Below are 23,714 nucleotides of genomic sequence, written 5' to 3' on the forward strand. Positions count from 1 at the left end.
CATGACGCTTCAACAATCCCGCCGCCTGCAAAGCCTGTTGCTCGGCACTTTGGCCTGGGCCATCGCGATCCTGATTTTCTTCCCGATTTTCTGGATGGTGCTGACCAGCTTCAAGACCGAAATCGACGCGTTCGCCACGCCGCCGCAGTTCATCTTCACGCCGACGCTGGAGAACTACCTGCACATCAACGAGCGCAGCAACTACTTCGCCTACGCCTGGAACTCGGTGGTGATTTCGTTCAGTGCTACCGCCCTGTGCCTGCTGATCTCGGTGCCGGCCGCCTACTCGATGGCGTTCTACGAAACCCAGCGCACCAAAGGCACCTTGCTGTGGATGCTGTCCACCAAGATGCTGCCACCGGTGGGCGTTTTGATGCCGATCTACCTGCTGGCCAAGAGCTTTGGCCTGCTGGACACGCGCATTGCGCTGATCATCATCTACACCCTGATCAACCTGCCGATTGTGGTGTGGATGGTGTACACCTACTTCAAAGACATCCCCAAGGACATCCTCGAAGCCGCGCGCCTGGATGGCGCCACGCTGTGGCAGGAAATGGTCCGCGTGCTGCTGCCGATTGCCAAGGGCGGCCTGGCTTCCACGGTGTTGCTGTCGCTGATCCTGTGCTGGAACGAGGCCTTCTGGTCGTTGAACCTGACCTCCTCGAATGCCGCGCCGCTGACCGCGCTCATCGCCTCCTACTCCAGCCCCGAAGGTTTGTTCTGGGCCAAATTGTCCGCTGTCTCGACCCTGGCCTGTGCGCCGATCCTGATTTTTGGCTGGATCAGCCAGAAACAGCTGGTGCGCGGTTTGTCCTTCGGCGCCGTGAAATAACGGTCTTTCACTAAAAAATTCAAAGCGGAGGCCCATCCCATGGCCAACCTGAAAATCAACAATCTGCAAAAAGGCTTCGAAGGCTTCTCGATCATCAAAGGCATCGACCTGGAAGTGAATGACAAGGAATTCGTGGTCTTCGTCGGCCCGTCGGGCTGCGGTAAATCCACCCTGCTGCGCCTGATCGCGGGCCTTGAAGAAGTCAGCGAAGGCACCATCGAACTGGATGGCCGCGACATTACCGAAGTCACCCCGGCCAAGCGCGACCTGGCGATGGTGTTCCAGACCTACGCGCTGTACCCGCACATGAGCGTGCGCAAAAACATGTCGTTTGCCCTGGACCTGGCCGGCGTCGACAAGAAGCTGGTGGAAAGCAAAGTCAACGAAGCTGCGCGCATTCTCGAACTCGGCCCGCTGCTGGAGCGCAAGCCCAAGCAGTTGTCCGGTGGCCAGCGCCAGCGTGTGGCTATTGGCCGCGCAATTGTGCGTAACCCGAAGATCTTCCTGTTCGATGAACCACTGTCCAACCTCGACGCCGCCCTGCGTGTGCAGATGCGCCTGGAACTGGCGCGCCTGCACAAAGAGCTGCAAGCCACCATGATTTACGTGACCCACGACCAGGTTGAAGCCATGACCCTGGCCGACAAGGTGGTGGTGTTGAACAGCGGCCGCATTGAGCAAGTCGGCTCGCCGCTGGAGCTGTACCACCAGCCGGCCAACCTGTTTGTGGCGGGTTTTCTCGGCACGCCGAAGATGGGCTTCCTCAAGGGCAAAGTCACCCGCGTCGAAGGCCAAGGCTGCGAAGTGCAGTTGGACGCCGGCACCTTGATCAGCCTGCCGCTGAGCGGCGCCAGCTTGAGCGTGGGCAGTGCTGTGACCCTGGGCATTCGCCCAGAGCATCTGGAAATCGCAGCGCCAGGGCAAACCACCCTGACCGTCACCGCCGACGTCGGCGAACGCCTGGGCAGCGATACCTTCTGCCACGTCATCACCGCCAACGGCGAGCCGTTGACCATGCGGATTCGCGGCGACATGGCCAGCCAGTACGGTGAAACCCTGCAGCTGCACCTTGACCCGGCGCACTGCCATCTGTTCGACACCGACGGTGTAGCCGTGGCCCGCCCACTGCGCGCCGCCGCCTGATTTCGCGAGACTTGTGATGAAACTGAATAAACAGAACCTCACCCAACTGGCGCCGCACGTGAACATCCCGGCCTATGCGATTGCCAGCACCACGCAAGGCATCGCGCACATCGGCGTCGGCGGTTTCCACCGCGCGCACCAGGCGTATTACACCGATGCCTTGATGAACACTGGCGAGGGCCTGGACTGGAGCATCTGCGGCGTTGGCCTGCGCAGCGAAGATCGCAAGGCCCGCGACGACCTGGCCGGCCAGGATTACCTGTTCACCCTGTATGAGCTGGGCGACACCGACGACACCGAAGTGCGCGTAATCGGCTCGATCAGCGACATGCTGCTGGCCGAAGACAGCGCCCAGGCGTTGATCGACAAGCTGGCCAGCCCGCAGATTCGCATCGTCTCGCTGACCATCACCGAAGGCGGCTACTGCATCGACGACAGCAACGGCGAATTCATGGCCCACCTGCCGCAGATCCAGCATGACCTGGCGCACCCGAAAGCGCCGAAAACCGTGTTCGGGTTTATCTGCGCGGCGTTGACCCAGCGCCGGGCGGCGGGTGTGCCGGCGTTTACCGTGATGTCCTGCGATAACCTGCCGCACAACGGCGCCGTCACGCGCAAGGCGCTGCTGGCCTTCGCCGCCCTGCACAACGCCGAACTGCATGATTGGATCAAGGCCAACGTGAGCTTCCCGAATGCCATGGTCGACCGCATCACGCCGATGACCAGCACAGCCCACCGCCTGCAATTGCATGATGACCACGGTATCGACGATGCCTGGCCGGTGGTGTGCGAACCGTTCGTGCAGTGGGTGCTGGAAGACAAGTTCGTCAACGGCCGCCCAGCCTGGGAAAAAGTTGGTGTGCAGTTCACCGACGATGTCACGCCCTATGAAGAGATGAAGATCGGGCTGCTCAACGGCAGCCACCTGGCCCTGACTTACCTGGGCTTTCTCAAGGGCTACCGGTTTGTGCACGAGACCATGAACGACCCGGTGTTTGTCGCCTACATGCGCGCCTACATGGACCTGGACGTTACACCGAACCTGGCGCCGGTGCCGGGCATCGACCTGACCGAGTACAAGCAGACCCTGGTGGATCGCTTCTCTAACCAGGCGATTGCCGATCAGTTGGAACGGGTGTGCTCGGACGGCTCGTCGAAGTTTCCCAAGTTCACCGTGCCAACGATCAATCGCCTGATTGCCGATGGGCGTGAGACCGAACGCGCTGCGCTGGTGGTGGCGGCGTGGGCGTTGTACTTGAAAGGCGTGGATGAGAATGGAGTGATCTACACGATCCCGGACCCGCGTGCGCAGTTTTGCCAGGATTTGGTGAGTGATGATGGGTTGATCAGCCAGCGGTTGTTGGGTGTGGAGGAGATTTTTGGCAAGGCTATTCCCAACTCGCCTGAGTTTGTGGCAGCGTTTGAGCGGTGCTATGCAAGCCTGCGCGACAAGGGCGTTACCCAAACCCTGCAAAACCTCCTGAAGAAACCGGCTTAAACAATGTGGGAGCTGGCTTGCCTGCGATAGCGGTGGGTCAGCCAGCCATGATGTGGCTGATAGACCGCCATCGCAGGCAAGCCAGCTCCCACATTGACTGCATTCACACTCCAATAACACTGCTGAGCACTCCACCATGACCCAGCAAAACCTCTACCTCGGCATCGACTGCGGCACCCAAGGCACCAAAGCCATTGTCCTCGACGCTACCAGCGGCAAGGTGCTGGGCCTGGGCGCGGCGGCGCATACGCTGATCAGCGGCGCCAATGGCCGACGCGAACAGCACACCCAGGAATGGCTGGACGCCTTTACCGAAGCCACGCACCGCGCCTTGCAACAGGCCGGTGTCGACGGCCAGGACATCCTCGGCATCGGCGTTTCCGGCCAGCAACACGGCCTGGTGTTACTCGATGACCACGGCCTGGTGCTGCGCCCGGCCAAACTGTGGTGCGACACCGAAACCGCGCCGGAAAACGAGCGCCTGCTGGAGCACCTGGGTGGCGAAAGCGGCTCGCTGGAACGCCTCGGCGTGGCGATTGCCCCAGGCTATACCGTGTCCAAGCTGCTATGGACCCTCGAACAACACCCCGACGTATTCGCACGCATCGCGCACATCCTGCTGCCCCACGACTACCTCAATTTCTGGCTGACCGGCCGCGCCGTGGCGGAATACGGCGATGCATCGGGCACCGGCTATTTCAATGTGCGCAGCCGTGAATGGGACGTGGCACTGCTGCAGCACATCGACCCCAGCGGCCGCCTGGAAGCCGCGCTGCCGGAGCTGATCGAAGCCAATCAAGCCGTGGGCACGATCCTGCCGGCCATCGCCGAACGCCTGGGCATCAACCCCAACGCCCGCGTCTCCAGCGGCGGCGGCGACAACATGATGGGCGCCATCGGCACCGGCAATATCGCCCCCGGCGTGATCACCATGAGCCTGGGTTCCTCAGGCACCGTCTACGCGTTTGCCGAGCAACCGAATGTGAGCCCGCAAGCCTCGGTGGCCACCTTCTGTTCATCCAGCGGCGGCTGGTTGCCGTTGATCTGCACAATGAACCTGACCAACGCCACCGGCGTGATTCGCGAACTCTTCGAACTCGACCTGGCCACGTTCAACGCCCTGGTCGCCGAGGCGCCGGTGGGTGCCGACGGTGTGAGCATGCTGCCCTTTCTCAATGGCGAACGTGTGCCCGCCCTGCCCCACGCCACCGGCAGTGTGCATGGCCTGACCATGACCAACCTGACCCGCGCCAACCTGTGCCGCGCGGTGGTCGAGGGCACCACCTTCGGCCTGCGTTACGGCCTGGACCTGTTGCGCCAGACCGGCCTGCAAAGCCAAACCATCCGCCTGATCGGCGGCGGTTCGAAAAGCCCGGTGTGGCGGCAGATGGTCGCCGATATCATGAACACCGAAGTGGTCTGCACCGAACAAAGCGAAGCCGCCGCCTTGGGCGCGGCGATCCAGGCGGCGTGGAGCCAGTCCGGCGAACCCTTGGCCAGCCTGTGCGACAAATGCGTCAGCGTCGACCCTGCCAGCCGCACGCGGCCGGTGGCGGCCAGCGTGAGTGCCTATCAACAGGTTTACGCGCGCTATCAACAACTCGTGGCAACCCTTTAAGAGCGAACGATTATGTATCTGGTGTGTGGCGAAGCGTTGTTTGATTTTTTCAGCGAGGAAGACGCCAGCGGGCAGGCTTCCAAGGTCAATTACAAGGCCATTGCCGGTGGCTCGCCGTTCAACGTCGCGGTGGGTTTGCGCCGCCTGGGCATCGAGTCTGCGCTGTTCGGCGGGGTGTCCAACGACTTCCTCGGCCAGCGCTTGCTGCAAGTGCTCAAGGACGAAGGCGTCAGTGAGCAGTTCCTGGTGGAATTCCCCGCGCCGACTACCTTGGCGATGGTTGCCGTGGGCGCCAATGGCTCACCGCAATACAGCTTTCGTGGCGAAGGCTGCGCCGACCGCCAACTGCGGGCTGCGCACTTGCCTGCACTGGGCCATGAAGTTCGCGGGCTGCACGTCGGCTCGTTTTCGCTGGTGGTGCAACCCATCGGCGACACCCTGCTGAGCCTGGTCAAGCGCGAAAGCGGCAAGCGCCTGATCAGCCTCGACCCTAACGTGCGGCTCAATCCGCAGCCGGATATTCAACTGTGGCGCGATCGCGTGGCCGAGTTGGTCACCCATGCCGACCTGATCAAAGTCAGCGATGAAGACTTGCACCTGCTCTACCCCGACCGCTCGCCGGAAAGCGTGCTGCAAGGCTGGTTGCAGCACCGCTGTCAGCTGGTGTTCCTCACCCGTGGGGGTGACGGCGCCACGGTGTTCAGCCGCCAGCACGGCAGTTGGTCGCAACCTGCCGTGAAGGTGGTGATGGCCGACACAGTCGGCGCCGGCGATACCTTCCAGGCCGCGTTGATCGCCTGGTTGACCGAGCAGCAGCTGGATTCGGTCGAAGGCCTGCAACAGCTCACCCGTGAGCAGATCGACGCGATGCTCGGCTTCGCCATTCGCGCGTCCGCCCTGACCTGCAGCAAGACCGGCCCCGACCTGCCGTATCGGCAACAGCTGGGCTGAACATGCGTTCATGAAGGTTTTGTCAGTTAGGGCAAAATTAATCCAAGGTTAATCCCGCCAGTCGACTGTGAAGGTGACCGCACACACCGCCTCCCGAGGCCCGTGCGGCCGCCGGCACATCGTGTTGATGCGCCCGCGAACGACTTGCGGAGAACCCTCATGAAACTGCGTACATTATTCTTCAGCGGCACATTGGCCCTTGCTGCGGTATCAGGCCTGGCACACGCCGACACGCAACAGCCCGTCACCAAGCCAGTGCCGTACCAATATGGCATGCCTTTAAATATCGATAAGGTCATCGCCATGCACGAAACCGACACCGACGTGTGCAAGGTGATCAACGCTGATATCAAGTTTGTCGACAAAGCCGGCAAAATCGAAGATGTGGGTTATCGGAAAATGTCCGAAGCCTGTGATTTCCAGAATTGAACCGTTTGACTAGCAACAGAACCGTATGCAACACGAACATAAGGGGCCTGGCGTTTACCAGGCCCGCAGTGCTTCGGTGACACAACCTCACAGGACGGCTTAGTAAACGCCGCGCGCGCCTACTCGTTGCAACGCAGGTGATTGGCTGTGCTTGAGGTCTTCGCGCAACCCCGCGATCAGGTTGCAAATGGCCCGACTGCTGTCGAGTTTTTCAGCGTTTATACCTTTGACTTCCAAATCCACTCGGTCACGGTCACGGTCGTCATACACCTTGATCGTCAATGAAGCGTCTTCGGCTTTGGTGCATTCGCACCGCTTGGGCAGGAAACTTCCTTCAATGATGCTGCGAAGCTCTAATTCCGAAAGCATGGCCAACCTCTCCTTTTATGAGACTGCCAACAGATTATTGTGTGTCCGGCAGGCGTCTGCCTGCCACGTCTTACCGACCCTGGAAGACGCTTACATCCCCAGCCTACTCGGCAAAATCGAATCCCGTTGTAACCATTCCTCATAAGCAGCTGGCGAAGTTACATACTTTTGCGATGACGTGTTTACGCTGTTTAAATCATCGTCAAACGGCTGAGATTAAACGTTTAACTCGGGACTTTGAATTAAACGACGCCCTGTGCGGCGACTCTTTCAGCAACATGTCGCAAACTATCAAAGTTGATATTGGCGCCCGAATTAATTGCCACCAGGGTTTGATCACGCACGCCGTGTTGGGCGACATACTTACGAATGCCCGCCACCGCCAGCGCCCCTGAAGGCTCGGTGATCGAGCGCGTGTCGTCGTAGATCAGCTTGATGGCGCTGCACAATTCATCGTTGCTGACGGTGATGACTTCATCGACCCAGTCGCGGCAGATTTCAAACCCAAAAGCGCCGATCTGCGCAACGGCGGTGCCATCCGCGAAACCATCGACACTGGGCAGCACCACCCGCTCGCCCGCGCGCAGGGCGGCCAGCAGGCAGCTGGAACCTTCGGGTTCGACACCGACGATACGCACATCCGGCCGCAGGTATTTGACGTACGCCACGATCCCGGCGATCAAACCGCCCCCGCCCACCGGTACAAAAATCGCGTCCAACGGGCCCTGTTGCTGGCGCAGGATCTCCATCGCCACAGTGCCTTGGCCGGCGATCACGTCAGGGTCATCAAATGGCGACACGAAGGTGCAACCCGAGGTTTCGGCCAACCGCAACGCGTGGGCCAGGGCAAATGGAAAGCTCTCACCGTGCAATACCGCCTCGGCGCCCCGCGAGCGTACGCCCAGCACCTTCAATTCAGGTGTGCTGCACGGCATAACGATACGCGCCTTAATCCCCAGCTCCCGCGCCGCCAGGGCCACGCCCTGGGCGTGGTTACCCGCCGAGGCCGTGACCACGCCGCAGGCTTTTTGCTTAGCCGTAAGCTGCACCAGCTTGTTGTAGGCGCCGCGAATCTTGAATGAAAACGTGGGTTGCAGGTCTTCGCGCTTGAGCAGCACCTGGTTGCCCAGCAACGCCGACAACGCCGGCGCAGCCTGCAAGGGCGTACGCACCGCCAGGTCATAAACCGGTGCGGCGAGGATCTTTTTCACGTAGTGCTCAAGCAGTCCCGGGGCTGCGGTGTGGGGCGCGGTGCAGGTGCTCATGGGTGTCTCCTGGCTTTTTCGCAAAGGGCGCTGGAGACGGAAAAACAAAACCCGCCTCGAGGGCGGGTTTGGGTACAGCAGCCGTGCGCTATCCCGCCATATGAGGAATGGCGGTAATAATGCTTGGCTGGCTGCGGAAGGCTTGAAATGTCATGACACGAAATTAACCGGCGTTTACCGGGCAAGTCAATGGCTCGCCAGCCTTTTGTCGGCAGAGGTTTACGATGACCATACGAAACATATACGCTTCGTATATCACTCTCTACACGTGAACCTCATGGGCATCGTCAAAATCACCGACCAATTGCACGAACAGCTTCGCCTGGCCAGCGCCGCGATGGACCGCTCCATCAACGCCCAGGCCGAGTTCTGGATCAAGATCGGCCTGCTCGCCGAACTCAACCCGCACCTGCCGTACAACGAGCTGATCAACAAGCTGTTGCTGGACAAGCCCGACCTGATCCGGGGGCGCAGCTGATGATCAAGACTGCCGCACAATTGGCCGTGATGCGTGAAGCCGGACGCCTGCTGGCGCAGGTCTTCACAATGCTCGATGGCTTTGTCGCCGCCGGCCGTTCCACCCTGGAACTGGACGCCACCGTCGAAGCCTTCATCCGCAACGAACTGAAAGCCCGCCCGGCGAGCCTTGGGCAATACGACTACCCCTTCTGCATCAACACCTCAATCAACGAAGTGGTGTGCCATGGCATGCCCAGCGCCAAGGACGTGCTCAAGGACGGCGACATCATCAACATCGACATCACCCTGGAAAAAGGCGGCTTTATCGCCGACTCCAGCAAGATGTACATGATCGGCAACGTGGCGCCCAAAGCGCAGCGCCTGGTGGAAAAGACCTTCGAAGCCATGTGGGCCGGTATCCGACAGGTCAAGCCGGGCGCGCGCCTGGGAGATATCGGCCATGCGATCCAGAGCCACGCGCAAGTCAATGGCTACAGCGTGGTGCGTGAGTATTGCGGCCACGGCATTGGCCGCCAGATGCATGAAGACCCGCAAATCCTGCACTTCGGCCGCCCCGGCACCGGGCTGGAACTGCGTGAAGGCATGGTCTTCACCATTGAACCGATGCTCAACCAGGGCAGCGCCAAGGTGCGCAACCTCAAGGATGGCTGGACGGTGGTGACCAAGGACAACAGTTTGTCCGCGCAGTGGGAGCACACCGTGGCGGTCACCGCCGACGGCTTTGAGGTATTGACCCTGCAGCCAACCGCCTGAACACCACCTGACTGTGGGAGCTGGCTTGCTCGCGAAGGCGGTGGGTCAGCCAGCTCATGTGTCACTGACCCACCGCCTTCGCGAGCAAGCCCGCTCCCACATTTTTGATCTCAGTACATCAGTTAGATGTGCTTTTGCCCTGCTCTTGCTGTGCTTTTGCTTCTACCACTCAGGTCGGCTACCAGGCCGCCGTGCTTTGCTTTTGATCTTGATCTTAGGCGCCCCGTTAAACCACGCTGGCCGAACCCAGGAAAAAGTGTAGATACCTATGCTGCGATGGCATCAACGGTGTGACACTGCAACACAGCGCCGCCTGTATCGCAGGCAAGCCAGCTCCCACAGTTGATCAGCCTTCACACGACATTGGCGCCGCCTGCAATCCGCTTAAGCCCAAGCACCATCAAACCGGCACCCATCGCCATCGCCAGCAGAAACAGCGGGTACGACACCCACCACGGCGTGCCCGCCGTCATCATGCTGAACTCCGACATACCGCCCACGCTGGCAATCAGGTTAAGCGGCAGGAACACCACGTTAATCAACGTCAGCTTGCGCAGCAGGTTGTTCATGCTGTTGTTCATCAGGTTGCCGCGCGCGTCGATCAGCCCGGAAAACACATTGGAATAGATCTCCGCCTGCTTGTAGCACTGGTGATTCTCGATGATCAGGTCATCAATCAGGCCCAGAATCTCGGCACTGAAATGCTCCTTTTCCGCGTGGTTGCGCAGGCGCGACAGCACCGCGCCATTGCTGTGCAGTGCGTTGATGTAATAGATCAGGCTCTCGCTGAGGCTGAACATCTGCATCAAGTGATGGTTGCTCATCGAGGCGTTGAACTGCTGCTGCAACTCCCGCGCCACCAGCTTGATGACCTTCAGGTGGCCCAGGTAGTGATGGATGTTGTTGAGCAACAAATCGAGCAGCACATCCAACGGCGTGTGCAGCGGCCGGCGTGCGCCGAGCCCGGACAACGGGGTTTCATCGGTGGCAATCACCAGCAGGCGGTCCGGCGAAAACAACAGCCCGCAGGACGACACTTCAAACACCAGGTTGCCACCGCCGGAATAGTTTTCCGGGCGCTTCCAGATCAGGAATAGGTTGTCCGGGTGAAATTCGATGCGTGACACTTCATCCGGGTCGAGCGCCGAGGCCAGGGCATGTTCATCCAGCTTATGGTGGTCGCGCAGCCACTCACGCTCGGCCTGGTTGGGGTTGTTAAACAGCATGATCGGGGCAGCGTCGCCCTCGCTACCGCGCAGCTTGCCATCGGTCAATTCAAAGCGCTGGATCATCGCGCGTCACCACACCTGGCCCTGGCGTTTCAACTCCAGGCGCCGCACAAATTCCTCCAGCACCAGGGCATACAGGTCGTCTTGCAGGTAGGCGTCTTCGATGCCGGCGTCCATGTTGGGATTGTCGTTGACCTCGATCACCACCACCTTGTCGCCGGACTGCTTGAGGTCGACGCCGTAGAGGCCGTCGCCGATCAGGTTGGCGGTCTTCACCGCCAGCTCGACCACCGCCTTGGGTGCTTCGTGGACCGCCAGGGTGCGGCATTCGCCGTTGATGTCCTGGCCGATGGCCTTGTGGTTGTAGATCTGCCAATGGCCCTTGGACATGAAGTATTGGCAGGCAAAGATCGGCTTGCGGTTGAGGACGCCAATACGCCAGTCGTACTCGGTGTAGAAAAACTCCTGGGCCAGCAACAGCACTGAATGTTCGAACAACTCGGCGGTAGCCTTGAGCAACGCCGCCTGGCTTTCCACCTTGATCACGCCGCGCGAGAAGCAACCGTCGGGAATCTTCAGCACCAGCGGGAAGCCCAGGCGTTCGCCGACCCGTTCGAAATCTTCCGGTCGCTCCTTGTACAGAATCTCGGTGGCGGGCATGCCCAGTTGATGGCTATTGAGCAAGTCGGTGAGGTAAACCTTGTTGGTGCAGCGCAGGATCGACGCCGGGTCGTCCATCACCACCAGCCCTTCGCTTTCGGCCTTTTTGGCGAAACGGTAGGTGTGGTTGTCGACACTGGTGGTCTCGCGGATCAGCAAGGCGTCGTATTCGGCCAGGCGCGAGTAATCCTTGCGCTCGATCAGTTCCACATCAATGCCCAAGCCCTTGCCGACCCGCACGAAATTCTCCAGGGCCTTGGCATTCGACGGCGGCAGTTGCTCCTGGGGATCGTGGAGTATGGCCAGGTCATAACGGGCCAAACGACGCGAGCGCGGTTGGCGCCAGATCTTGCGGCTGAAGTTGTCGAGGGCGTGGGCGAACTGGTCTTCCTGGTCATCGCGCAACTTGTGCAACACGCCGGACTTGACCCCTTCGATGTGCCAGCCGTTATTCTTGCGAAACTCAACTAACAGGATCGGGCACGGAAAGGTTTCAAACAACTGGCGGGCCAACTCCTGCAACGGTTCTATATTGGTTCGGCCAAAATAAAGTGTCAGGGTAAAGCCTTCGGTATTGCTGTAGAGGTGATGACTCAAGGCTTTATCGAGGGTTTTATCCAGGTCATCCAGCGACAGGCCGTACAACGACTTTTTGGTCAATTCGCTGATGGTGCGCACCGACGGAATCACCTTGTGCCCGCGCGCCTCGGCCAGCAGCGAGCAGTAGTAACCGTGCCCCAGGTACTTGTAGCTGCGGCACAGGTTGATCACCTGCACGCGCTTGCCCGTCTCGTTCTCGCGGGTTTGCTCGAGGTATTCCTGGGCGGTGACGATGTCTTCGCTGGGGAAATAGGAGGCCCAATCTTCCTTGCGCTCGACAATGATCACGACTTGACTGGAGCCTTTAAGAGGTGGAGAAAAATAACCTTTGGAAGTTATTGTCGCCGCGACAGTTTGCTCGGATACTTCACGCCAATGACTTTGTACCGCCGACATAATATTTGATCCGCTTTAGAGAACTCGACCTTTTCTATTAAGCACGATCTTTTAGAGAAGTCCCGTTTCGTTACGCAACTTTTACGGCGGTCATATGGCTCTTTCCTTTCGCGTTGCAACCCCCGCTGATGTGCCAGAACTGGTGGCACTGGAACAGCACTGTTTCACCACCGACCGGCTCTCGCCACGCAGTTTCCAGTGGATGATCAGCCGCGCCCATGGCCAGTTGCTGGTCGCCGAAAAAGACGCCGGTTTGCTCGGATACGCCTTGGTGCTGTTCCATCGCGGCACCTCGCTGGCACGCCTGTATTCCATCGCCATCGCCGAACATGCGCGCGGCATGGGCCTGGGCAAACAGTTGCTGGCGCGCATCGAAGCCTGCGCGGTGGCGCATGATTGCGCCTACCTGCGCCTGGAAGTGCGCACCGACAACCCCGGCGCCCTCGCCCTGTATGAGCGCACTGGCTACCGGCGCTTTGCGCTGATCAACGACTACTACGAAGACCACGCCCCGGCCCTGCGCCTGGAAAAACGCATCGTGCAGCCGCAGCACGCCCGCCCGCAAAGCGTGCCGTATTACCAGCAGACCACCGATTTCACCTGCGGCGCCGCGTGCCTGCTGATGGCCATGGGCGCGCTGGTGCCGGGCCGCGTGGCTGGGCGGCGCGAAGAGCTGCAAATCTGGCGTGAAGCAACCACCGTGTTCATGACCGCCGGCCACGGCGGCTGCAGCCCGCAAGGCTTGGCGCTGGCGGCCTGGCGTCGCGGCTTTCGGGTACGCATGCAGGTGAATGTGCGCGGGCCGCTGTTTCTGGACGGCGTGCGCGATCAGCATAAAAAGGACGTCATGCGCCTGGTGCACGAGGCGTTTGAGGAGGAACTGACGGGCAGCGACGTCGAGCAAGTTCTCGGCGGCGCACTGGATTTACCGCAGGTTTTGCAGGCCGGCGGGCAGCCGCTGGTGTTGATCAGCAGCTACCGCCTCACCCGCTCCAAGTCGCCGCATTGGGTGATGGTCACCGATTGCGACGACGACTTTGTCTACCTGCACGACCCGGACGTGGACCACAGCCAACACCGCCAGCCGCTGGACTGCCAGCACTTGCCGGTCAGCCACGCGGAGTTCGATCGAATGTGCCGGTTTGGCAACAACAAGTTGCGCGCGGCGGTGGTGCTCTTCACTCGGTAAAGGCTCAGGCCACCTGCTTGATCCCGGCCTTGGCTTCCAGCTCGCGTACCAGCGGCAACACGCGCTTGCCGAAGTACTCGACTTCCTCCTGAAAGTGCAGGAAGCCCGCCAGCACCAGGTCCACGCCCACGGCCTTGAGCGCGACAATGCGCTCGGCAATCTGCTGCGGGGTGCCGATCAGGTTTGTCTTGAAGCCGTCGTTGTACTGCACCAGGTCTTCAAAGCTGGATTTGGCCCAGTTGCCCTCGCCTTCCGGAGAGGCTTTACCGGCCTGTTTGGCCGCGTCACCAAAGGCATTTACCGCCTCCGGGTCAGCCTTGTCGATAATTTCGGCGAGTACGGCACGGGCTTCTTCCTCGGTGTCACGGGCGATCACAAACGCGTTGACGCCGACTTTCACCGAATGATTATTCGCGGCAGCTTTGGCGCGGATATCGTCGACCTGGGCCTTGATGCCTTGCGGTGTGTTGCCGTTGGTGAAATACCAGTCCGAGACGCGCGCAGCCATGTCCCGCGCCGCCCGCGAACTGCCGCCCTGGAACACTTCCGGCTGGCCCAGTGGCTTGGGCTTGAGGGTGTAGTTGTTGAAACGATAGAAGTCGCCTTTGAAGGTGAAATCGTCCTGGGTCCAGATGCCTTTCAGCGCGCGGATAAACTCCTCGGAACGCCGATAACGCTCATCGTGCTCCAGCCAGTGTTCGCCGATGGCCTGGAACTCGCCTTTGAACCAACCGCTGACGATATTCACCGCGATACGGCCGTTGGTGAGCTGGTCGATGGTTGCCAGTTGCTTGGCCGCCAGGGCCGGCTGCCACGGGCCGGGCAGGATCGCCGCGATCACCTTGAGCGTGGTGGTCGCCGCCAGCAGTGCATGGCTGAAGGCCACGGATTCATGCTGGTTTTCCGCGCCGTAACCGGCGGTAAAGCGAATTTGCGTCAGGCCGTATTCGAAGCCGGCCGCTTCGGCCAATTGCGCCAGTTTGCGGTTGTAATCGATGCCCCAATGGGTGCGTTGTTCAATCTTGCTCACCACCAGCCCACCGCTGACGTTGGGCACCCAATAGGCAAATTTCACGGCTTGCTGACTCATCTGGTAGTACCTCACACGAAGGGATGTACCCAGGGCTTGAGCAGCAAGCGTGCCAGGCAAAGGCAAAGGCCCTGGCCATGGGCGTCACGGCCCTGAACGCAAGGTTGAATGGCCGAGCCTTTGATGTCGGGGATCGCGCCGGTTTGTCCATCTGCTGTTGCTGGAGCAACAGTGGGCGCGGCTTTTGGCCTGCAAATACGCGCTGAAAGACCCGGCACGGACTGTGCAATCACCCCAAGCATTGATCACTGCCAAGGAGCCGTCCCCATGACCGAGCAACACGTCATCAACCCGCTGTCCACCGGCGTCGACTACCCCACGTTGGCCGCACGCTTTCGGCCGATCTTCCAGCGCATCGCCGAGGGCGCGGTGGAGCGCGAACACACGCGTACCCTGCCCTATGAACCGATCCAATGGCTCAAAGACGCCGGTTTTGGCGCGGTGCGGGTGCCGGTGGAATACGGTGGCGGTGGCGCATCGTTGCCGCAGCTGTTCGAGTTGCTGATTGAACTGGCGGCCGCCGACTCTAATGTGCCGCAAGCCTTGCGCGGGCATTTCGCCTTCGCCGAAGACCGCCTGAACGCACCACCGAGCGCGGGCCGTGAGGTGTGGTTCAAGCGTTTTGTCGACGGCGATATTGTCGGCTGCGCCTGGACCGAAATCGGCAACGTGGCCATCGGTGATGTGGTCACCCAGGTCAGCCCTGACGGTGAGACGTGGAAACTCAACGGTGAAAAGTTCTACAGCACCGGCAGCCTGTTCTCCGACTGGATCGACGTGTACGCGCAGCGCAGCGACACCGGTGGCGATGTGATCGCGGCCACCCGCACGCGTCAGCCAGGCGTGGTGCAAAGCGATGATTGGGACGGCTTCGGCCAGCGCACCACCGGCAGCGGCACCACGCGGTTTACCGACGCGGTGGTGGAAGCGGAAAACGTGATCGACTTTGCCACGCGGTTTAAATACCAGACCGCGTTTTACCAACTGGTGTTGCTGGCGAGCCTGGCCGGGATTGGCCGTGCGGCGCTCAATGACGTGGCGCATCAGGTGCGCAGCCGCAAGCGCATTTACAGCCATGGGAATGCTGCGCATGTCAGCCAGGATGCGCAGGTTCAACAGGTCGTGGGGGATGTGGCGGCGCTGGTGTATGCCGCTGAGGCCAGTGCGTTGAAGGCCTCAGTGCCGGCGCAACGGGCGTACGTGGCGCGGTTTGCTGGGGATGAGGCGGCTGAGCGTGAAGCGAATGTGGCGGCGGAGATTGAATCGGCGACGGCGCAGGTGGTGGTGTCCGCGTTGATCCAGCGGGCGACGACCGAGTTGTTTAATGCACTGGGGGCGTCGGATGTGCGCCAGGGCAAAGCGCTTGATCGCCATTGGCGGAATGCGCGCACGGTGTCTTCGCATAATCCGGTGATCTACAAGGCGCGGATTGTGGGGGACTGGGTGATTAATGGGGCTGAGCCACCGTTTGTGTGGCAGATCGGGAATGGGCCGGGTAAGGGTTGAGGTTTATCTTGGGGCGTTGGGTACATATCCGTTGCTGCGGTAACGGCGGCTATTGGTTCCGCCCTTACGGCGGCTCACTTTGGAAAAGCCCCAAAGTAAGCAAAGGGCTCTTGCCCCACCACTCGGCACCTCGCCTAGGCTCGGTGTGCCCGAACGAAGGCTTTGGAGCGGGGGCCGCCGCGATGGGCCATCCTTGGCCCAGCGCGGCTAAACCGGCGTCCTGCCGGTTTACCCCCGCTCCAAAGCCTGCGTTCGGCCAGCGTGGTTTAACGGGGCGCCTAAGATCAAAATCAAAAGCAAGATCAAAAGCAAGAGCACGGCGGCCTGGTAGCCGACCTGAGTGGTTAGATCAAAAGCCAAGCCGAGGCGGCCTGACAGCCGACCTGATTTTTGAAGCCAAACCCATCAAATGTGGGAGCTGGCTTGCCTGCGATGGCATCGACTCGGTGTACCTGCTCGACCGAGGTGTCTGCATCGCAGGCAAGCCAGCTCCCACAGAAAAGCAGAGCACGGAGGATTGGCGGTTGAACTCGGTTAAATTGTGGGAGCGGGCTTGCTCGCGAAGGCGGTGGGTCAGCCAGCTCATGTGTCACTGACACACCGCCTTCGCGAGCAAGCCCACTCCCACATTTTGGATCTCAGTACATCAGGTAGATGTGCTTTTGCTTCTACCACTCAGGTCGGCTACCAGGTCGCCTCGGCTTGGCTTTTGATCTAACCACTCAGCCGCCGTTACCTAAATAACGGATATGCCCCCATCAAAACGCCAACTTATACCCAATGGCCATCAACATCACCGCCAGGCACGGCCGCAGCACACTATCGGGAACCTTGCCGGTCATGTGGCTGCCCAGGTAAATCCCCGGCAACGACCCCATCAGCAAAAACCCCAGCAGATGCCAATCCATGTTCCCCATGCTGGCATGCCCCAAACCCGCTACCAATGTCAGCGGCACCGCGTGGGCAATCTCGGTGCCGACTAACCGCCGCGTGGCCAGGAACGGATACAGAATAAACAGCGCCACCGTGCCGAGCGCGCCCGCGCCGATGGAGGTCAGCGCAACCATGGTACCCAGGATGGCGCCCGTCACCACCGTCAGCACGTTCAAGTTGCGCGGGCTCATGTGGTAGTCATCACCCGCATGCCGCTGGGCAAACGCCAACAGGCTTTTCTTGAACAGAATCGCCAGCGCCGTCAGCAGCAACACAACCCCAAGCGCTTGTTTGATCACCGCGTTCATGGCGCTCGGATCGGTATGCAGGCTGGCCAGGAACCACAAGGTCAACAGCACCGCAGGCACACTGCCCAGGGTCAGCCAGCCGGTGATGGTCCAGTCGATGTTCTTGTTCTTGCTGTGCACCAGCACGCCACCGGATTTGGTGATCGCCGCGTACAACAGGTCGGTGCCCACCGCAGTCGCCGGGTTGATGCCGAACCACAACAGGATCGGCGTCATCAACGAGCCCCCGCCGACACCGGTCATGCCGACGATAAAACCAACGATCAGGCCCGCGATTACAAAACCAAAATTACCCACATCCATTACAGCTACCCGCGGCCTTATAAAATTCTGGCCGCAGGATAGCGATTTTTCATATAACGACTTATATCAATGTGATCTGACTTTATGCCTTTTGCGTCAGCCGCTGACACACGAAAGCCTGGGTTTGATACGGAAAAGCCACCGTGTCGCGCCCGCGCAAGGCGGGATGGGTGTCGATCAGCGCCTGCAATTGCGCAGTCACCGTGGCTTTTTCGACGGCAGGCAGCGCGGCGATAAAACTCACCGACAAAAACCGATCCAGGATCACCTCCTGCGGGCTGCCAACATGTTGATACGTAAAAGTCGTCATCTCAGGCGCGGAAAAATACTCACCGGTGAAGGCTTCACGCCAACGCCCGGTGTGAAAACGCGGCGTGTCGCCCTCGTACGGCGTGATGATGTCGGTAATCGCGGCGACCCAATCCACCGACTCATCGCGCACATTCCACACCAGCCCCAGGCGCCCATCGGGCTTGAGCACACGGTGGATTTCCGCCAGCGCCGCTTCGGTGGAGAACCAATGGAAGGCCTGGGCACACACCAGCGCATCGGCGACAGCGGTGGGCAGCGGCATGGCGTCGGCGGTGCCTTCTACCAGGCGCACGTCCGGCAGGAGTTTATTCAGCTGCGCGCCCATCGCCTGTACCGGCTCGACGGCGATCAGCGCGGGCGCCAGGGTGCTGAGCAAACGGGTGAACTTGCCGGTGCCGGCACCCAGGTCGATCACCGTCGATTGCGCATCGATGTGCAGCGCATCGGTCAGCCAGCCGGTGAGTTGTCGTGGATAGTCGGGCCGGCCTTGGGCGTAGGTGACGGCCTGGGTAGAGAAACCCTGTTGAGCAGACGTGTGAACACCAGTCATTGCCAATCTCTCCTCGGGTAGTGCGGGGGGCACAGTGTGCGCCCTCGCGGGTTTATTTTCTAATCGCTGCATCCAATCGCGCGCGCCGTGGGTAGTACCTGCAGTTACCCCGCTGTTTTACTGAAATGGAGAAACACCCATGCACGCTAAAACATTGCTCTGCCTCACCGTTCTGCTGGCCGCGGCGCCAGCTGCCTTTGCCCAGGCCGGCCTGCCCGACAGCATCAAGGTGCCGGAGGGGCACAAGGTGGCACTGGAGACCACCGGCGTCGGCGAAATCACCTACGAATGCCGCGACAAAGCCAACGCCGCCGGCCAGACCGAATGGACCTTCGTCGGCCCCAAGGCTGTGCTGAATGACCGCAGCGGCAAAGCCGTGGGCACCTACTTCGGCCCGCCCGCCACGTGGCAGGCCAATGACGGCTCGAAAATCACCGGCACCCAACTGGCCGTGGCGCCGTCGAGTGCGGGCAACCTGCCCTATCAGTTGGTCAAGGCCAACCCGGCCGAAGGCAAAGGCGCGATGAGTGGCATCAGTTACGTTCAGCGCGTCGCCCTCAAGGGTGGCGTGGCACCGAGCACTGAGTGCACCGTCGCGAACAAGGGCAAGCAGGAAGTGGTGAAGTACCAGGCCGACTACATCTTCTGGGCGGCCAACTGAGTAAATTCAGCTACGCTGCTGCGATAGCGCCCCGGCCTTTGGGTCGGGGTATTGGCCTTGATCTTGCGGCGCAAAACCGTGTCCTTACCTGAATCCCTGTTTGATTACGACGCCTGTCTGCAGGCCTGTGCCCGTGGCGATCAACGTGCCCTGCGCCGACTCTATGAGCAAGAGAGCAGTCGCCTGCTCGGCGTGGCCCTGCGCATCGCGCGCGACAAAGCCCTGGCCGAAGACATCGTGCATGACGCATTTATCAAGATCTGGCGTGGCGCGGGGAGTTTCGATCCCAGCCGTGGCTCGGCGCGCGGTTGGGTGTTCAGCGTAACTCGGCATCTGGCGCTGAATTTTGTGCGCAATCATCACCGCGAGGTGGCCTTGAGCGAAGCCCATGAGCACGTCGTAACCGCCCACGACACCTTTGAATTCACCGCGCGCTCCGGGCAGATTCACCATTGCCTGGAACAGCTCGATCCGGCCCGTCGCCGCTGCATCCTGCATGCTTATGTCGATGGCTATTCCCACAGCGAAATCGCACAGAAACTGGACACTCCACTTGGAACCGTCAAAGCCTGGATCAAACGTAGCCTCGCCGCGCTGCGGGAGTGCATGGCATGAGTAATCCACTTGACGAACTGGCCAGCGAGTACGTGTTGGGCACCCTGCCCGCCGAACAGCGCGCCGAGGTTGAACGGCGCTTACCTGTGGACGCCGAGTTGCGTGCGGCGGTGGACACGTGGGAGCAGCGCCTGCTGCCACTGACCGCATTGGCTGAGCCGGTGCCACCCTCGTCCCGGCTATGGCGGCGCATTGAACACAGTGTCGCGCCCAGCGATATTCAAGTGCCGTGGTGGAACCTGCTGGCGCTATGGCGCGGTTTGGCCGGCGCGGGTCTGGTAGCAACCTTGGTATTGACCACCCTGCTGCTGACCCGCCCGCCCACTGCTGAACCGACCTTTGTGGTGGTGCTGGTGGCGCCACAAAGCCAGGCGCCGGGTTGGGTGATACAGGCCAGCAATACTCAGCAGATCCAGCTGATACCGCTGGGCGTGATGGAGGTGCCTGCCGACAAGGCGCTGCAATTCTGGACCAAAGCGGAGGGCTGGCAAGCCCCCGTATCGCTAGGGTTGGTCAAGCCGGGGCAAACGCTGTCGGTGCCGCTGGACAAGCTTCCGCCCCTGGCACCCAACCAATTGTTCGAACTGACCCTGGAAGACTCGCGTGGCTCGCCGAGCGGCAAACCGACGGGGCCGATCCAGGCGATCGGCCGCGCCGTCAAGGTGCTCTGATCAGGCGATGCTGGGCAGCCACACCCGAAACCGCGCGCCGCCCAGCGGTGAGGCCAGGGCCGTCAAGCTGCCACCCTGGGCTTCCATCGCGCGGCGGCTGATCGCCAGGCCGAGGCCGAAGCCGCCGGTGGCGCGGTCGCGGCTGCGGTCGAGGCGATAGAAGGGTTCGAAAATGCGCTCACGCTGGTCCACCGGAATGCCGATGCCGTCGTCATCCACCCAGATTTCACAGCCGTTGGCGCACACCTTGACGCCCACCTGGATGCGCTTGTCGCAGTAACGCGTGGCATTGCGCAGCAGGTTCTGCAAGGCGCGGGCGGTGAGGCGCGGGTCAAGGCTGAAACGTTCGACGGCGCAGTCGAGCGCCACGTCGATGACAATCTCGGGGTTCTCCAGCTCGTCGTCGACGCTGCCGAGCACGCTGTCGATGAACTCGTCGAGCACCACCTCGACCCGTTCCGGCAATTGCGCCGGGTTTTGCAGGCGACTATAGGAGAGCAACTCCAGCACCAGCTCATCCAGCTCACGAATGTGCGCCACCAGGCTTTGCAGGCGTTCGCGACTGGGCGGCGGCAAGTCTTCGGACAGGGCCAGGGCCAGGCCGAAATCCAGGCGCGTCAGCGGCGTGCGCAGTTCATGGGAGACGGCGTTGAGCAGGTCGCGCTGCTGGTTGAGCAGGCGTTCGATATCGTCGGCCATGGTGTCGAACACCGACGCCAGGCTGCCGATGTTGGAGCTGGCGGGAATCCGCGTGCGCTCGGCCAGGTTGCCTTTGCCGAGCTGGGCGGCGGTGGTTTTCAGGCGCTCCAGGTCACGCCAGTGCGGGCGCAGCCAGAACAGCAGGCAAGCCAGCAACGCGGCGCCGATCAGCACGTTCATCGACCAGTACAACAGGTTCATGTCCAGCGGGTCGGGCGGGATGGTCAGTTTGACCGCAAACTGCTGGTTGATCGGCGAACTGACCTCCTCCATCCAGCCCCACTCGCCCAGGCGGATCACCGGTTTGCCGTGTTCCAGCAACTGTTCTTCTTCGGGGCTGTAGCTCGCGTCCTGGCGCAGCAGCAGTTGCACTTTAAGCGGCGCAAAATCGCGGCTCAGTTGGTCGGTAACCTGCGACCAGCGCTCAACCGGCGCCCGCAGGTACTGCTTGACGATGAGTTTTTGCAGGCCGCGGCTCTGCTCGACGTTGTAGTTCAAGTAGCGGTGTTCGAACACCTGAATCACCAGCTTGGGAATCAAGTAGATCGCCGCACTGTAGGTGACGATGGTGATCAGGTAGAGGCGCAGCAGCACACGAAACATGGATCAGCATTCCCACTCGGAACGGCTGAACAAGTAGCCCTTGCCCCACACGGTCTTGATCTTGCGCGCTTCACCGGCGTGGTCGTCGAACTTGCGCCGCAGCTTGGAGATGGCTACGTCCACCGAACGGTCGGTGCCGTTGAACTCGATACCGCGCAGGCGTTGCAGGATCTGGTCGCGGCTGAGCACTTCACCGGCATGCCGGGCCAGCACCACCAGCAGGTTATATTCACCGCTGGACAGCTCCACCGCCTGCTCGCGCCACGTCACGGTGCGTTCCGACAAGTCGATGCACAGGTTGCCCATGACGATCTGGTCATTCGCCATTTGGGGTTCGGACAGGCTGCTGCGGCGCAGCAAGGTGCGCACACGGGCCAGCAGCACGCGCGGCTCGCAGGGTTTGGTCACGTAGTCGTCGGCGCCCATTTCCAGGCCCAGCACCTGGTCGTGGCTGTCGTCGCGTGCGGTGAGCATCAAAATCGGCAGGCCCGCCGAGTCGGCGCGCAGCAGGCGACACACCTGCAAGCCGTCGAGGCCGGGCAGCATCAGGTCGAGGATCACCAGGTCCGGCGGGTTGAGGCGCGCGCGTTCGCGTACGTGGTCGCCGCGGCTGAGCACGCTGACGTGGTAACCATTGCGTTCCAGGTAGCTGGCAATCAGCTCGGAGAGTGCGGCGTCGTCTTCCACCAGGAGGATGTTGGGCATGGTGTTTCCAAATAATGCAATTTGTTGGTGTGTTGCAGGATTGTGCAAGGATATACGCCCTCACCGAACTATGGGCTGCACCTTACATTTCTTCACAGACGCGCTACACAGCTTCACAGCACCACGGCGCAGGTGTCTTTAGGATGCGCCAGTCAATATTGGGATATGAGCATGTCGAAGAATCTGTTTGCGCCGTTTTGCCTGCTGGCCCTGACGCTCGCCCTGAGCGCCTGTGGCAAGTCGGCGGACGAAGCGCCGGAAACGCCCCTGGCCAAAGTCCGTGTCGAAACGCTGCAGGCCAAGCCTCTCTCGATCACCAGTGAACTGAGCGGGCGCATCGCCGCGCCACGCATTGCCGAGGTGCGCGCACGCGTCGCCGGCGTGGTGATGCAGCGGGTGTTCAAGGAAGGCCATGACGTCAAACAGGGCGACGTGCTGTTTCGCATTGACCCGGCGCCCTTTAAAGCCGACCTCGACAGTGCCCAGGCCAACCTGAGCAAGGCTGAAGCCAACGCGTTCCAGGCGCGCCTGCAAGAGCAGCGCTACAGCCAGTTGGTCGAAGGCAACGCCATCAGCGGCCAGGACTACGACAACGCCCGCGCCGCCGTGCGCCAGACCAACGCCGAGGTCGCCGCGAACAAGGCCGCCGTCGAGCGCGCCAAACTCAACCTGGGCTACGCCACCGTGACCGCGCCGATTTCCGGGCGTATCGGCCGCGCGTTGGTGACCGAGGGCGCGCTGGTCGGCCAGAACGAGGCCACGCCGCTGGCGGTCATCCAGCAACTGGACCCGATCCACGCCGACCTGACCCAGTCCACCCGCGAGCTTAACGACCTGCGCCGCGCCTTTCGTGCCGGCAGCTTGAAACAGGTCGGCCAGGACCAGGCCAAGGCCACGTTGATCCAGGACGACGGCAGCCTGTACCCGCTGCCGGGCAAATTGCTGTTCGCCGAAATCAGCGTCGACCCCGGCACCGGGCAAATCATCCTGCGCAGCGAGTTCCCCAACCCGGACCTCGACCTGTTGCCCGGCAGTTTTGTGCGCGTGCGCCTGGAACAGGCCGTGGATAAACAAGGTATCAGCGTGCCGCAACGCGCCATCACCCGCGACAGCGCCGGTATCCCGATGGTGCTTCTGGTGGACGCCGAGCAGACCGTCAGCCAGCAGCCAGTGGAACTGGGCGCGGTGATCGAGGATCGCTGGATCGTCAGCAGCGGTCTCAAACCCGGTGACCGCATCATCGTCGAAGGCCTGCAACATGCGCGCCCCGGTGAAAGAGTCGAAGTGGACGACAGCCCCGCGCCGAATGCCCAGGCCTCGGTCCGCTAAGGAAAGGAATACCTGAC

At 61.2% G+C, this 23,714-nt stretch carries 23 protein-coding genes; 14 read left to right on the plus strand and 9 right to left on the minus strand.

The genetic code is table 11. The features are described from left to right. The first annotated feature begins 1 nt into the window (after position 1). The 6 genes from L8I05_RS24835 (at position 2) to L8I05_RS24860 (ending at position 6,471) form a co-directional block, all read left to right on the plus strand. On the plus strand, positions 2-832 hold the full coding sequence (locus tag L8I05_RS24835) for a carbohydrate ABC transporter permease (protein WP_016968929.1): 831 nt from the start codon (positions 2-4) through the stop codon (positions 830-832). A gap of 39 nt (positions 833-871) precedes the next feature. Then, positions 872-1,975: a sn-glycerol-3-phosphate ABC transporter ATP-binding protein UgpC gene (gene ugpC, locus L8I05_RS24840; RefSeq protein WP_242172077.1), complete on the plus strand. Its 1,104-nt coding sequence runs from the start codon at positions 872-874 to the stop codon at positions 1,973-1,975. 16 nt (positions 1,976-1,991) lie between these two features. Then, positions 1,992-3,473, plus strand: coding sequence for a mannitol dehydrogenase family protein (locus L8I05_RS24845; RefSeq protein WP_242172080.1), 1,482 nt, complete (start codon positions 1,992-1,994; stop codon positions 3,471-3,473). A gap of 136 nt (positions 3,474-3,609) precedes the next feature. Further along, positions 3,610-5,091, plus strand: a complete 1,482-nt coding sequence (gene xylB / locus L8I05_RS24850) for a xylulokinase (protein WP_242172081.1) — start codon at positions 3,610-3,612, stop codon at positions 5,089-5,091. A 12-nt stretch (positions 5,092-5,103) separates the two neighbouring features. Next, positions 5,104-6,042 carry a carbohydrate kinase gene (locus tag L8I05_RS24855; RefSeq protein ID WP_159957085.1) on the plus strand — a complete coding sequence of 313 codons (939 nt, stop codon included), beginning with the start codon at positions 5,104-5,106 and terminating at the stop codon, positions 6,040-6,042. Positions 6,043-6,201: 159 nt separating this feature from the next. Then, entirely contained in the window at positions 6,202-6,471 is a 270-nt protein-coding gene (locus tag L8I05_RS24860) for a DUF2790 domain-containing protein (protein WP_159957087.1), read from the plus strand. A gap of 99 nt (positions 6,472-6,570) precedes the next feature. Here the strand turns inward: L8I05_RS24860 and L8I05_RS24865 are convergent, their stop codons facing one another. Next, positions 6,571-6,840 (minus strand): DUF1652 domain-containing protein, encoded by a 270-nt coding sequence (locus tag L8I05_RS24865; RefSeq protein ID WP_177018832.1) that lies wholly within the window; start codon positions 6,838-6,840, stop codon positions 6,571-6,573. A 242-nt stretch (positions 6,841-7,082) separates the two neighbouring features. Next, the gene (ilvA, locus tag L8I05_RS24870) at positions 7,083-8,105 is read right to left on the minus strand and encodes a threonine ammonia-lyase, biosynthetic (protein ID WP_242172085.1); all 1,023 of its coding nucleotides are present in this window, start codon (positions 8,103-8,105) and stop codon (positions 7,083-7,085) included. A 277-nt stretch (positions 8,106-8,382) separates the two neighbouring features. On the opposite strand from ilvA, the gene L8I05_RS24875 reads away from it, so the two are divergent. Further along, the gene (locus tag L8I05_RS24875; protein ID WP_003190946.1) at positions 8,383-8,583 is read left to right on the plus strand and encodes a ParD-like family protein; all 201 of its coding nucleotides are present in this window, start codon (positions 8,383-8,385) and stop codon (positions 8,581-8,583) included. After that, positions 8,583-9,338 carry a type I methionyl aminopeptidase gene (gene map, locus L8I05_RS24880; protein WP_242172089.1) on the plus strand — a complete coding sequence of 252 codons (756 nt, stop codon included), beginning with the start codon at positions 8,583-8,585 and terminating at the stop codon, positions 9,336-9,338. The genes L8I05_RS24875 and map overlap by 1 nt, the downstream gene beginning before the upstream one ends. Positions 9,339-9,691: 353 nt before the next feature. On the opposite strand, the gene L8I05_RS24885 is transcribed toward map, so the two are convergent. Together L8I05_RS24885 and L8I05_RS24890 are read right to left on the minus strand one after the other, a co-directional pair. Further along, on the minus strand, positions 9,692-10,630 hold the full coding sequence (locus L8I05_RS24885) for a magnesium transporter CorA family protein (RefSeq protein WP_242172090.1): 939 nt from the start codon (positions 10,628-10,630) through the stop codon (positions 9,692-9,694). A 6-nt stretch (positions 10,631-10,636) separates the two neighbouring features. Continuing rightward, complete coding sequence (locus L8I05_RS24890; protein WP_218175384.1) at positions 10,637-12,223, minus strand: RimK family protein; 1,587 nt, start codon at positions 12,221-12,223, stop codon at positions 10,637-10,639. 94 nt (positions 12,224-12,317) lie between these two features. Here L8I05_RS24890 and L8I05_RS24895 point away from each other — a divergent pair, with 94 nt between their 5' ends. Continuing rightward, a complete protein-coding gene (locus L8I05_RS24895; protein ID WP_242172092.1) occupies positions 12,318-13,412 on the plus strand; it encodes a GNAT family N-acetyltransferase/peptidase C39 family protein in 1,095 nt (364 codons plus the stop codon). Positions 13,413-13,416: 4 nt separating this feature from the next. Here the strand turns inward: L8I05_RS24895 and sfnG are convergent, their stop codons facing one another. After that, positions 13,417-14,502, minus strand: coding sequence for a dimethylsulfone monooxygenase SfnG (gene sfnG / locus L8I05_RS24900; protein WP_242172097.1), 1,086 nt, complete (start codon positions 14,500-14,502; stop codon positions 13,417-13,419). A 267-nt stretch (positions 14,503-14,769) separates the two neighbouring features. Here sfnG and L8I05_RS24905 point away from each other — a divergent pair, with 267 nt between their 5' ends. Further along, positions 14,770-16,008: an acyl-CoA dehydrogenase family protein gene (locus tag L8I05_RS24905; RefSeq protein ID WP_242172100.1), complete on the plus strand. Its 1,239-nt coding sequence runs from the start codon at positions 14,770-14,772 to the stop codon at positions 16,006-16,008. Positions 16,009-16,766: 758 nt separating this feature from the next. On the opposite strand, the gene L8I05_RS24910 is transcribed toward L8I05_RS24905, so the two are convergent. Together L8I05_RS24910 and L8I05_RS24915 are read right to left on the minus strand one after the other, a co-directional pair. Continuing rightward, a complete protein-coding gene (locus L8I05_RS24910) occupies positions 16,767-17,552 on the minus strand; it encodes a sulfite exporter TauE/SafE family protein (protein ID WP_242172102.1) in 786 nt (261 codons plus the stop codon). Positions 17,553-17,634: 82 nt separating this feature from the next. Beyond that, positions 17,635-18,414 carry a class I SAM-dependent methyltransferase gene (locus L8I05_RS24915; protein WP_242172105.1) on the minus strand — a complete coding sequence of 260 codons (780 nt, stop codon included), beginning with the start codon at positions 18,412-18,414 and terminating at the stop codon, positions 17,635-17,637. Positions 18,415-18,553: 139 nt separating this feature from the next. Here L8I05_RS24915 and L8I05_RS24920 point away from each other — a divergent pair, with 139 nt between their 5' ends. The 3 genes from L8I05_RS24920 (at position 18,554) to L8I05_RS24930 (ending at position 20,361) form a co-directional block, all read left to right on the plus strand. Continuing rightward, positions 18,554-19,075: a DUF3455 domain-containing protein gene (locus tag L8I05_RS24920; protein WP_242172109.1), complete on the plus strand. Its 522-nt coding sequence runs from the start codon at positions 18,554-18,556 to the stop codon at positions 19,073-19,075. A gap of 96 nt (positions 19,076-19,171) precedes the next feature. Next, the gene (locus L8I05_RS24925; protein WP_159961495.1) at positions 19,172-19,690 is read left to right on the plus strand and encodes a sigma-70 family RNA polymerase sigma factor; all 519 of its coding nucleotides are present in this window, start codon (positions 19,172-19,174) and stop codon (positions 19,688-19,690) included. Then, positions 19,687-20,361, plus strand: a complete 675-nt coding sequence (locus L8I05_RS24930; RefSeq protein WP_242172112.1) for an anti-sigma factor — start codon at positions 19,687-19,689, stop codon at positions 20,359-20,361. The genes L8I05_RS24925 and L8I05_RS24930 overlap by 4 nt, the downstream gene beginning before the upstream one ends. On the opposite strand, the gene L8I05_RS24935 is transcribed toward L8I05_RS24930, so the two are convergent. After that, complete coding sequence (locus L8I05_RS24935) at positions 20,362-21,663, minus strand: ATP-binding protein (RefSeq protein WP_242172114.1); 1,302 nt, start codon at positions 21,661-21,663, stop codon at positions 20,362-20,364. It lies immediately after the preceding gene. Between the two features lie 3 nt (positions 21,664-21,666). Beyond that, a complete protein-coding gene (locus tag L8I05_RS24940; RefSeq protein WP_106577862.1) occupies positions 21,667-22,368 on the minus strand; it encodes a response regulator transcription factor in 702 nt (233 codons plus the stop codon). Between the two features lie 171 nt (positions 22,369-22,539). On the opposite strand from L8I05_RS24940, the gene L8I05_RS24945 reads away from it, so the two are divergent. After that, a complete protein-coding gene (locus L8I05_RS24945; protein WP_242172116.1) occupies positions 22,540-23,697 on the plus strand; it encodes an efflux RND transporter periplasmic adaptor subunit in 1,158 nt (385 codons plus the stop codon). Positions 23,698-23,714 lie beyond the last annotated feature (17 nt).

It is taken from the genome of Pseudomonas sp. MONT-RG-20F-20-E-7-02 (assembly GCF_022662395.1).
In the GTDB taxonomy this organism is placed as follows: Bacteria; Pseudomonadota; Gammaproteobacteria; order Pseudomonadales; family Pseudomonadaceae; genus Aquipseudomonas.